Genomic DNA, 9,106 nt, shown 5'->3' with positions numbered 1-9,106 from the left:
GCCACCTTCTCCCACAAGGGGAGAAGGAGGGCAGTCGTGCAATGCGAGAGCTACCCGAACGCTCGCCGTAGCCGCTGCGCCAGGTCGAACAACATCTGGTTCTGCTTCACCAGCCGCTTGCCGTGGCTCAGCGAGGACATCGCCATGGCCGCGAGCTTTCCGCGTGACGTCAGCGGAACAAAACTGTCGAAGATGTCCTGGTCGTCCTTGCAGAACATCCGCTTGTACTCGTCCGAGCCGATGCCGAGGTCGAGCGAGCGGTAGCCGCGCTCGGCGCAGCGGTCGATGATGTAACGCATCAGGATCAGCCCGGGGCTGTAGCGGGCGTGCTCGGACATCGTGTAGGTGTTGAACATCATCGAGAAGCGCTGGCCGTCGGCGACGCCGGCGAAGATCGCGATCACCTCGTCGTCGCATTCGAGCGCATGGATGTCGATGGCGCGGCCGTCACCGCGTGGCGCAAGGCAGGCGCTGCGGACGAATGGCTCGACGCCGGGCTCGGCGAAGACGTTGGGAAGCTTCTGTTCGGCCATCCGCGCCGGCTTGACGCGGAAGAACCAGTCGAGCAGGCGGGTGATGTCCGCATCGGTGGTCGCCAAATGATAGCGATAGCCGGCGAGCGCCTGGAGCTTCTTCTCCTTGCTCTTGAGGCGGCGGCGGAAGGAGTTGCTGATCCGCGATGCCGGCGGACCGCCCGGTTCCATCGTGAGCAGCGGGCAGCCGTTGATCGCGCTCTGGCGCGGCAAATGCGCGAACGGGTTCTGCTGGTCGTTCCAGTGCAGCGGCTGCTGCGTCAGTGCGAGAACGTCGGCATGCTCGCCGAGCGGCGTAAGCAGCGCGTCGAGATCGCCGATGGTGACCTGCGCTGCAAATTCGGCGTTCCACAGGCCCATGTTGAAGGTCGTATGCTTGCCGCCCATGAAGCAGGCCGTGCGGACGCCGTGGTTTTGGCGCAGCGAGAGCGGCAGCAGCAGCAGTGGCTGATGCTCGGCGTCGCGGGCCACGACGATGAAAGGGCGGGCGCGTTCGTGCTCGCCGACCAGACGCTGCCAGGGACTGAGCAGATCAAATCGCTGATAGGGCGTGAAGAGCTGGCCGGGCTGCTCGAAGGCGCGCCAGGCGGCCTCGGCCGCGCCGAGATCGGTCACGATATCGACATGCACGATGCGGTCCGCTTTCGACCGCGCTGGCAATTCTGCCGTCCGGCTTTGCATCGCCGCAGCCATGGTCATTCGCGAACCTGTCGAGAAATCAAAAATATGCGTAATTCGGCCTGTGGCCGACCTTTGCAAAGAAATGTCAACAAAGAGTAATGACTATAAGAGGGGGAACGGCCGCCGACGGGCGCGAGGTGGGACATTGGCATCCGACGACAGATGGCTGGAACGGCTGCGCCTTGAGCTGACTTGGTTCACAGGCCAGGCTGCGCTGCGCAGTCGTGGTGCCGGCGCCATCCTGCGTTTTGCGCATGTGCGGCCGAGGCGGCGCGGCGGGTTTCAGCCGCTGCGCGAAAACGAGATCACGCCGCATTTCCTCGATCGCGCCATTCGCGCGCTGAAGCGGTGGAAGTATGATTTTCTCGGCATGGACGAGGTCTGCCGGCGCGCGGTGACGCTGTCGGAACAGCGGCGCTTCGTGGCACTCACCTTCGACGGCGCCGGCAAGGACCTGATCGACTTTGCCTATCCGGTGCTGGCGCGCCATGCCGTGCCCTTCACGATCTATGTGCCCACGGCGTTTCCCGACGGCGTCGGTGAGGCCTGGTGGCTCGGACTCGAACAGGTGATCGCGCGCGAGAGCCGTGTCAGCCTGATGATGGGCGAGAAGGAGCAGCGCTTTACTGTGACTGGCAACGCCGAGAAGCAGGCGCTGTTTTCGTTCGTCGAGGCCTGGCTGCGCTCGCTGCCGCCGGCGGATGTGTCGGCCGCGATCGCAGACCTCTGCGCGCGCTACCGGGTCGACCTTGCCGCGCTCTCACGCGAGGCATCGATGAATTGGGAGGATCTGGCAAGGATTGCGGCCGACCCGCTGGTGACGATCGGCAGTGCGACCGTGAACTATCCCGTTCTCGCCAACATGAAGGATGCGGCCGCGCTGCGCGAGATGACGATGGGCAAGGCAGTCGCGGAAGCGGCCTTCGATCGCGACATCCGGCATCTCGCCTTTCCGTTCGGCGATCGCGCCTCGTTCCGGCGCAGCCATGTCATCATGGCGGAGGAGGCCGGCTTTGCCAGCGCGGTGACGACGATCCCGGGTGTCGTGGACGCGGAGGGACGCACCAATCTGCGCGCGCTGCCGCGCATTTCCTGGGATGGCCGGGTGCGCTCGCTGCGCATCATGCGGGGGCTGGTGTCGGGGGTTGCTTTTGCGCCGGTGAAGCCGACCAGCACAGCCGCGATCTAGAAGCGCTACGAACTCGACTTGACCCGGTCGCGCCGCTGCATCCAGCTCACGATCGGCATCGCCGGCAGCACCCAGCCCATGCCGACCACCACGTAATAGATTGCCTGCCGCCAGCCGGACTCGGCGATCCAGGGCATCTGCGCCAGCGCCATGCCGAGCAGGGCCCAGACGGTGGCGAGCACCAGGAGCAGGATGGTGCCGAGGAACTTGCGGGTGCGGATCGTCATGATGGAATGTCGCGGCTTTCACGTAACTTGCGCTGCGGAAGCGGGGGACTATAAGGGGCACGCAGTCCGGTTCAAGCTCTGGTTTTGCCTCGAATGACGACGATTTCCACCCCGTCCGAGCCACATCGCGCCGTGCGTTGGTGGCTGATCTCAGTCGCTGCGCTGATCGCACTGATGGTGTTGGTCGGGGGCGCGACGCGGCTGACGGAATCCGGACTCTCGATCGTCGAATGGAAGCCGGTCACGGGCAGCGTTCCGCCACTCTCGGAAGCGCAGTGGACGGCGGCCTTCGAGGCCTACAAAACGATCCCGCAATATCGCGAACTCAACGCCGGCATGAGCCTGTCCGAGTTCAGGGAGATATTCTGGTGGGAATGGAGCCATCGGCTGCTCGGCCGTTTCATTGGCGTCGCCTATCTTTTGCCGTTCCTGTTCTTCCTCTGGCGCGGCGGCCTGTCCGGCGAGTTGAAGCGGCGGTTGTGGCTGTTGTTCGGGCTCGGCGGGCTCCAGGGCGCGGTGGGGTGGTGGATGGTGGCCTCGGGGCTGTCTGAACGCGTCGAGGTGTCGCAATATCGGCTGGCAACGCATCTTGTGCTCGCGCTCGTGATCTTCGCCGGCATCGTCTGGACGGTGCGGCGGCTCGCCGAGCGTCCGCCGATCGCAGCACCCTCGCGGCTGCGCTTCACGAGCGCCTTGCTCCTGGTCGTGACCTTCATCCAGATCTATTTCGGTGCGCTGGTTGCGGGCTTGCGCGCCGGCCGCGCCTACAACACCTGGCCGCAGATCGACGGCGCGTTCATTCCGTCAGGGGAGCGGCTGTGGTTCGAGACGCCGTGGTGGCGCAATATGTTCGACAATGTGCTGACGGTGCAGTTCGAGCACCGCATGACGGCCTATGCGCTGTTCGCGCTGGCGGCGTTGCACGCGTTCGATGCGGTGCGTTCACGCGCGGGGTCTGCGGCGAGCGGCGCGCTTTTGCTGCTGGGCGCGGTCAGCCTGCAAGGCGTGCTCGGCATCCTCACGCTGCTCAACCAGGTGCCGATTGATCTCGCGCTCGCGCATCAGGCGGTCGCGATCCTGGTGCTGACGCTTGCGGTGATGCAGACCGAACGGCTCGCGACGCGTGGCGCAACCGAAGCGCAGCCGCGCGCCGTTCCCGTCGGTCAGGCCGGCTGATCGGATCTGCTCTTCAGCAATAGCCGTAGATGCCGCACGAATAGGGCAGGCGCCAGAAATAATCGACCTGCTTCCCGCCGTAATACGCGCCCTGGTAATCGTAGTCCCAGGGGCGGCCGTAATAGCCCGGCAGCGTATGCGAGCCCGGCAGTAGTGGCGTACCCGGCAAATTGCGAATGTAGCTGCCGATGCCATAGGCCGGCGAGATCAGCGCATCCGGATCGGTTTCGACATAGACCTGCGGCGGCTCCTGTGGCGGAGCGGCCGCCCGCCGCCTCGGCGTGGCCGGCAAATCGGCCGCAACCGCAGCTGAGACCGTCAGCATCGCCGCAAGGGCAGGCACCATCCAGCGCAGCATCGTCGGCTCCGAATCAAAAGGGGTGATCCAGGGACGATGTATGCGGCAGATATGGTTAATGACTGTTAACTGGAGCCATATTCCGGGGCGCACTCAAGCGCCCCGGAATGACCAGGACAGCTACGCGCCCAGCGCCTGCTCCAGATCGGCGATCAAATCTTCCTTGTCCTCGATGCCGATCGAGAGCCGCACCACGTCGGGGCCGGCGCCGGACTTGACCTTGGCGGCGTCGTCGAGCTGGCTGTGCGTGGTCGAGGCTGGATGGATGACGAGCGAGCGGGTGTCGCCGACATTGGCCAGATGCGAGAACAGCTGCAACTTCGACACCAGGCTGACGCCGGCATCGTAGCCGCCCTTCAGGCTGAAAGTGAACACGGCGCCGGCACCCTTCGGCGCGTATTTGCGCGCGAGCTGGTTGTACTTGTCGCTTGCAAGGCCCGCATAGTTCACCGCGGCCACCGCCGGATGGCCGGCGAGGAATTCGGCGACCGCTTTCGCATTGTCACAGTGCTTCTGCATGCGCAGCGGCAATGTCTCGATGCCGGTGAGGATCATGAAGGCGTTGAACGGCGACAGCGCCGGTCCGAGGTCGCGCAGGCCGAGTACGCGGCAGGCGATCGCGAAGGCGAAATTGCCAAACGTCTCCTGCAGCCGGATGCCGTGATATTCGGGCCGCGGCTCCGACAGCATCGGATATTTGCCGCCGGTCGACCAGTCGAAGGTGCCGGCATCGACGATGATGCCGCCGATCGAATTGCCATGGCCGCCGAGAAATTTCGTCAGCGAGTGCACGACGATGTCGGCACCGTGGTCGATGGGACGGATCAGATAGGGCGAGGCCAGCGTGTTGTCGACGATCAGCGGTACGCCGGCCTTGCGCGCCACCGTCGAGATCGCCTCGATGTCGGTGATGCTGCCGGCGGGATTGGCGATGGACTCGATGAAGATCGCTTTCGTGCGCGGCGTGACCGCGCGTTCGAAGCTCGCGATGTCGTCGGGATCGGCCCACACCACGTTCCAGCCAAAGCTCTTGAACGCGTGCGTGAACTGGTTGATGGAGCCGCCATAGAGCTTTCGCGCGGCGATGAACTCGTCGCCGGGCTGGAGCAATTGCTGCAGCACCACGACCTGCGCGGCATGGCCCGAGGCCACCGCAAGCGCGGCCGTGCCGCCTTCGAGCGCCGCGACGCGCTCTTCCAGCACCGCATTGGTGGGATTGCCGATGCGGGTATAGATGTTGCCGAACGCCTGCAGGCCGAACAGCGAGGCGGCGTGGTCGGCGTCGTTGAAGACGAACGATGTCGTTTGATAGATCGGAGTCGCGCGCGCACCGGTGGTGGGATCGGGCTGTGCACCGGCATGCACGGCGAGGGTCGAAAATCCCGGAAGGCGATCGCTCATTGAGGGCGTCCTGTTCTCGTGGTCTGAAATCGCGCGGCATGCTGATTGGCGCCGCGGCTGCCGTCAAGGCGCGGCTTCACATCGGAACGATCGTGCTACGCATTGTCGCGTTCGCGAAATGAAACCTTCGCAATTGCGTCAGCTTTGCTCGCTCTTGTTCTTGGCGGCGCGGTCCGATGCCGCGGTGTCGCCGCCGCCGACACTCATCCGATTGAGGGATAAGCGCATGCCCTGCGTCGGCACCGGGGCGCGTTTGGAGCTCAGCGTGCGTGAATTGACGCCCATCCAGGAGATCTCCGACGACAGGCGGCCATATTCGATCTTGGGACAGCGGTTCATCACCACCTTGATACCGACCGATTCCGCCTTCAGCGCCGCCGCATCGTCCCGCGCCCCCAGCTGCATCCAGATCACCATCGGCAGCGGATCGAGGGTGAGGGCTTCCTCGACCACCGGCATGATGTGGCTGGAGTTGCGGAAAATGTCGATCATGTCGACGGGACGGCCGATGTCGGACAGCGAGGCGACGAAGGGTTTTCCGAGCAGCTCCTTGCCGACATGGCCGGGGTTGACCGGAATCATGTCGTAGCCGCGCTGGGCCAGATATTTGAACGCGAAATAGCTTGGCCGCACGTTGGCAGGCGAAGCGCCGACCATCGCGATCGACTTCACGTTGTTGAGGATGCCCCGGATGTAATTGTCGGGATAGGCGTCGTGGTTCATTGGCTTATCTTTTCGGGCTCATCTTTTCGCCGTCATTGCGAGGAGCGAAGCGACGAAGCAATCCAGTCTGCCTCCGAGGAGGGAGCAATCCAGAATCCGTGCCGCGGAAATAGTTGGATTGCTTCGCTTCGCTCGCAATGACAGATTGCTTCGCTTCGCTCGCAATGACGAATTACTCGTCCCGCCATGTCGGCGTGCGCTTCTCGATGAAAGCGCCGATGCCTTCCTCGGCGTCTCGCGCCATCATGTTGTCGGTCATCACCTCTGCCGCATAGCGATAGGCGTCTGCAAGGCTCATCTCGGCCTGGCGATAGAACGCCTCCTTGCCGAGCTTGACGGTATAGGCGGATTTCAGCGCGACCTGTTCGGCGAGCGCAATGGCGGCAGCGCGCTCAGTGCCGGCCGCGACGACACGATTGACGAGGCCGATCTCGCGGGCGCGCGCGGCCGGGATCGGCTCGCCCGTCAGCAGCATCTCCATCGCCTGCTTGCGCGGCACGTTGCGCGACAGCGCCACCATCGGCGTCGAGCAGAACAGGCCGATGTCGACGCCGGGCGTGGCGAAGTGTGCTGCTTCCGAGGCGATGGCGAGATCGCAGCTTGCCACGAGCTGGCAGCCCGCGGCGGTCGCAATGCCCTGGACCGATGCGACCACAGGCTTGGGCAGGTGCACGATCGCCTGCATCATCGCGCTGCAGGCGGTCATCATCTCGGCGAAGAAGGCACGGCCACGGTCCGGGTCGGTGCGGCGCGCGGTCAGCTCCTTCATGTCGTGGCCCGCGGAGAAGGCGGGACCGTTGGCCGCGATCACGACCCCGCGGACGGACTTGTCGTCCCGGATCTCGTTGAGCTCGGCATGCAAGCTTGCGATCATCGCCGCCGACAGGCTGTTGCGGGCGGCCGGGCGGTTGAGGGTCAGGACCGCGATGAGGCCCACGGTCTCGCGCAGCAGGATCGGTGGTTGCGGGGAGGGGACGCGGGCGGCCTGGACGGACATCAAAGCGTTTCCGATTGGATTATTGCGATTGGATGACGCAGATAACTTAATGTAACAGGGGACGTGAAGCGAGGGTGAGGGGTAGCATGGCGTTAGCGAAAATGAGCGTGGCGGAGCTCGAGCAGTTCCTCCGCAACGAGTTTCCCCAGGCCTTCAGCGGCGACGACATCACGATCGAGAGCGCGGACGGTCAGGCCTGCCTTTTGCGTCAACGCTATAGCGAAAAGATGCTGCGGCCGGGCGGAACCGTGTCCGGCCCGACCCTGATGGCACTCGCCGATTTCGCGATGTACGTGGTGCTGTTGTCCGCAATCGGGCCGATCGGGCTCGCCGTCACCACCAATCTCAACATCAACTTCCTGCGCAAGGGGCAACCCGGGCAGGACGTGCTGGCGGAGGCGCGGCTGCTCAAGCTCGGGAAGCGCCTCGCGGTCGGCGAGGTGAAGCTGTTGTCCGGTACCTCGCCCGATCCGATTGCCCATGTCACCTCGACCTATTCCATTCCAAACGTTTAAGCTTTTTGAGGGTACCTTAATACCATATTTCTAAGCAATTGATATTGCACATGTAAATTACGCCTTTGGGCATTGACCGCGGCGCCCCCGTTCTCTAGAAAACCGCCCAGTCCGGTGCGGTGTTCGCGCCGATGCTCCCCGTCCACGGAAACTCTGACATGAAAACCTTTTCGGCAAAGCCGGCTGAGGTGACGAAGAAGTGGGTATTGATCGACGCCAAGGGTCTGGTCGTCGGCCGTCTCGCCACCATCGTCGCCATGCGCCTGCGCGGCAAGCACCTCCCGACCTACACCCCGCACGTTGATTGCGGCGACAACATCATCATCATCAACGCGCAGTATGCGGTTCTCACCGGCCGCAAGCGCGAGCAGAAGACCTATTACAAGCACACCGGTTACGTCGGCCACATCAAGGAGCGCACCGCGCGCCAGATCCTCGAGGGCAAGCATCCCGAGCGCGTGCTCGAGAAGGCCGTCGAGCGCATGATCCCGCGTGGTCCGCTCGGTCGCGTCCAGATGGGCAACCTCCGCGTCTATGGCGGCGCCGATCATCCGCACGAGGCCCAGACGCCCGAGAAGATCGACATCGCCAAGTTGAACCGCAAGAACACGAGGGCCGCATAACATGGCCGAATCCATCCAGTCGCTCGACCAGCTCTCGCAGCTCAAGACGGCGGCCGCGCCCGACGCGCCCAAGCACGAGAAGAAGGTCGACAAGTTCAACCGCGCCTATGCCACCGGCAAGCGCAAGGACGCGGTCGCCCGCGTCTGGATCAAGCCGGGCGCCGGCAAGGTCACGGTCAACGCGCGCGAGGTCGAGGTCTATTTCGCCCGTCCGGTGCTGCGTATGATGATTGAGCAGCCGTTCTCCGTGGCCGCGCGCTCGGGCCAGTATGACGTGATCTGCACCGTCGCCGGCGGCGGTCTGTCCGGCCAGGCCGGTGCCGTCCGTCACGGCATCTCCAAGGCGCTGACCTATTTCGAGCCGGAGCTGCGCACCGTGCTCAAGAAGGGCGGCTTCCTCACCCGCGACTCCCGCGTGGTCGAGCGCAAGAAGTACGGCAAGGCCAAGGCCCGCCGGTCCTTCCAGTTCTCGAAGCGTTAATCGCTTCGGTCGCATTCGCTGCGAAAGCGGCTTCAATGAGATGCAAAAGGGCGCTGATTTCAGCGCCCTTTTTGCTGTTCGTTTGTATGCAAATTGATGGCGTGTTTCCTGAAAACTTGGGCTCGCATGAAAACCTGAATGGAACCCGCGAGACATAGCGTCGCATTTGGAAGGGCGCGCAAATCGGTGGAGCCGATCGCGT

At 64.0% G+C, this 9,106-nt stretch carries 11 protein-coding genes; 5 read left to right on the top strand and 6 right to left on the bottom strand.

The genetic code is table 11. From position 1 onward, the window contains the following. Positions 1-50 precede the first annotated feature (50 nt). Positions 51-1,232, bottom strand: a complete 1,182-nt coding sequence (locus IVB47_RS15675; protein ID WP_247462488.1) for a GNAT family N-acetyltransferase — start codon at positions 1,230-1,232, stop codon at positions 51-53. 127 nt (positions 1,233-1,359) lie between these two features. Between IVB47_RS15675 and IVB47_RS15670 the strand changes: the two genes are divergently transcribed. Then, positions 1,360-2,403, top strand: a complete 1,044-nt coding sequence (locus IVB47_RS15670) for a polysaccharide deacetylase family protein (protein WP_247462486.1) — start codon at positions 1,360-1,362, stop codon at positions 2,401-2,403. A gap of 5 nt (positions 2,404-2,408) precedes the next feature. On the opposite strand, the gene IVB47_RS15665 is transcribed toward IVB47_RS15670, so the two are convergent. Beyond that, positions 2,409-2,630: a DUF2842 domain-containing protein gene (locus tag IVB47_RS15665; RefSeq protein ID WP_247462484.1), complete on the bottom strand. Its 222-nt coding sequence runs from the start codon at positions 2,628-2,630 to the stop codon at positions 2,409-2,411. Positions 2,631-2,723: 93 nt separating this feature from the next. Here IVB47_RS15665 and IVB47_RS15660 point away from each other — a divergent pair, with 93 nt between their 5' ends. Beyond that, a complete protein-coding gene (locus IVB47_RS15660; RefSeq protein WP_247462483.1) occupies positions 2,724-3,806 on the top strand; it encodes a COX15/CtaA family protein in 1,083 nt (360 codons plus the stop codon). Between the two features lie 13 nt (positions 3,807-3,819). On the opposite strand, the gene IVB47_RS15655 is transcribed toward IVB47_RS15660, so the two are convergent. The 4 genes from IVB47_RS15655 to IVB47_RS15640 all read right to left on the bottom strand — a co-directional run bounded on the left by IVB47_RS15655 (position 3,820) and on the right by IVB47_RS15640 (position 7,285). Beyond that, positions 3,820-4,164 (bottom strand): hypothetical protein, encoded by a 345-nt coding sequence (locus tag IVB47_RS15655; RefSeq protein WP_247397375.1) that lies wholly within the window; start codon positions 4,162-4,164, stop codon positions 3,820-3,822. 120 nt (positions 4,165-4,284) lie between these two features. Beyond that, positions 4,285-5,565, bottom strand: coding sequence for an O-acetylhomoserine aminocarboxypropyltransferase (locus IVB47_RS15650; RefSeq protein WP_027567230.1), 1,281 nt, complete (start codon positions 5,563-5,565; stop codon positions 4,285-4,287). Between the two features lie 138 nt (positions 5,566-5,703). After that, positions 5,704-6,288, bottom strand: coding sequence for a CoA-binding protein (locus IVB47_RS15645; protein WP_247356251.1), 585 nt, complete (start codon positions 6,286-6,288; stop codon positions 5,704-5,706). A 172-nt stretch (positions 6,289-6,460) separates the two neighbouring features. After that, a complete protein-coding gene (locus tag IVB47_RS15640) occupies positions 6,461-7,285 on the bottom strand; it encodes an enoyl-CoA hydratase (protein ID WP_027567228.1) in 825 nt (274 codons plus the stop codon). A gap of 86 nt (positions 7,286-7,371) precedes the next feature. Here IVB47_RS15640 and IVB47_RS15635 point away from each other — a divergent pair, with 86 nt between their 5' ends. The 3 genes from IVB47_RS15635 (at position 7,372) to rpsI (ending at position 8,904) form a co-directional block, all read left to right on the top strand. Continuing rightward, positions 7,372-7,800, top strand: coding sequence for a PaaI family thioesterase (locus tag IVB47_RS15635; protein WP_007603483.1), 429 nt, complete (start codon positions 7,372-7,374; stop codon positions 7,798-7,800). 158 nt (positions 7,801-7,958) lie between these two features. Next, positions 7,959-8,423 carry a 50S ribosomal protein L13 gene (gene rplM / locus IVB47_RS15630; RefSeq protein WP_007603484.1) on the top strand — a complete coding sequence of 155 codons (465 nt, stop codon included), beginning with the start codon at positions 7,959-7,961 and terminating at the stop codon, positions 8,421-8,423. A gap of 1 nt (position 8,424) precedes the next feature. Next, on the top strand, positions 8,425-8,904 hold the full coding sequence (rpsI, locus tag IVB47_RS15625; RefSeq protein WP_007603485.1) for a 30S ribosomal protein S9: 480 nt from the start codon (positions 8,425-8,427) through the stop codon (positions 8,902-8,904). Positions 8,905-9,106: the final 202 nt, after the last annotated feature.

The organism is Bradyrhizobium sp. 62, from assembly GCF_023073035.1.
In the GTDB taxonomy this organism is placed as follows: Bacteria; Pseudomonadota; Alphaproteobacteria; order Rhizobiales; family Xanthobacteraceae; genus Bradyrhizobium.
Note: the sequence above shows the minus strand (reverse complement) of the source record. Positions and strands in the feature narration are given on the sequence as shown.

Coding starts and splice junctions, on each gene's coding strand:
- IVB47_RS15675 (WP_247462488.1), bottom strand. CDS start 1,232: ATGACCATGGCTGCGGCGATGCAAAGCCGGACGGCAGAATTGCCAGCG.
- IVB47_RS15665 (WP_247462484.1), bottom strand. CDS start 2,630: ATGACGATCCGCACCCGCAAGTTCCTCGGCACCATCCTGCTCCTGGTG.
- IVB47_RS15660 (WP_247462483.1), top strand. CDS start 2,724: ATGACGACGATTTCCACCCCGTCCGAGCCACATCGCGCCGTGCGTTGG.
- IVB47_RS15655 (WP_247397375.1), bottom strand. CDS start 4,164: ATGCTGCGCTGGATGGTGCCTGCCCTTGCGGCGATGCTGACGGTCTCA.
- IVB47_RS15650 (WP_027567230.1), bottom strand. CDS start 5,565: ATGAGCGATCGCCTTCCGGGATTTTCGACCCTCGCCGTGCATGCCGGT.
- IVB47_RS15645 (WP_247356251.1), bottom strand. CDS start 6,288: ATGAACCACGACGCCTATCCCGACAATTACATCCGGGGCATCCTCAAC.
- IVB47_RS15640 (WP_027567228.1), bottom strand. CDS start 7,285: ATGTCCGTCCAGGCCGCCCGCGTCCCCTCCCCGCAACCACCGATCCTG.
- IVB47_RS15635 (WP_007603483.1), top strand. CDS start 7,372: ATGGCGTTAGCGAAAATGAGCGTGGCGGAGCTCGAGCAGTTCCTCCGC.
- rplM (WP_007603484.1), top strand. CDS start 7,959: ATGAAAACCTTTTCGGCAAAGCCGGCTGAGGTGACGAAGAAGTGGGTA.
- rpsI (WP_007603485.1), top strand. CDS start 8,425: ATGGCCGAATCCATCCAGTCGCTCGACCAGCTCTCGCAGCTCAAGACG.